The 525-nt window shown below is 73.1% G+C and carries 1 protein-coding gene; it reads left to right on the top strand.

Annotated elements, in window-relative coordinates; genetic code table 11:
• On the top strand, positions 1 to 525 hold a 525-nt coding region (locus ASJ79_RS33490; RefSeq protein WP_197420376.1), incomplete at both ends, for a hypothetical protein.

Here is a 525-nt window from a genome sequence, read left to right as displayed (position 1 = left end):
CGACACCTGGTGGCGCATCCCGCTGCTGTTGTTGCTGTCCTCGGCGCGGGCCTGCTGGAGGGGGTGGTCGTCCACGGAACGCTGACCTACTGGCCCGCGCTGCTCGAATTCATCGATGCCCGACCGGGTCTGGCGGGTCTGGCGGTGGGGTGCTTCGGGCTGGGCGTGGTCGCCGGCAGCCGATGGGTGAGTGCGACCGCACGGCCCCGGCCGATCACCGCGCTGGCGGGCGGAACGACCATATGCCTGGCGTTGCTCGCGGCGGGTTTCGCCCAGTCGCTGGGCGTCGTGGTCACGCTCGCCCTCGCGGGTGTGCTCGGCGCGGGTTTTGCGGCGATCCACTCGTCGCTGCAGAGCTGGGCCACCGAGGCCCCGCCGGAAACCCGCGCCCTGGTGGTCGCGTTCTTCGTCGCGGCGGTGTTCCTCGGCGGTGCGGCGGGCGCCGCGCTCGCGGCAGGTGTGGTGGCGACCCGCTGGTTCCCGCTGGTCTATCTCGTCGGCGCGGCGCTCGCCGTGCCGTTGACG

The organism is Mycobacterium sp. NAZ190054, assembly GCF_001545925.1.
Classification (GTDB): Bacteria; Actinomycetota; Actinomycetes; order Mycobacteriales; family Mycobacteriaceae; genus Mycobacterium.
This window is presented reverse-complemented; position numbering and strand designations above follow the sequence as displayed.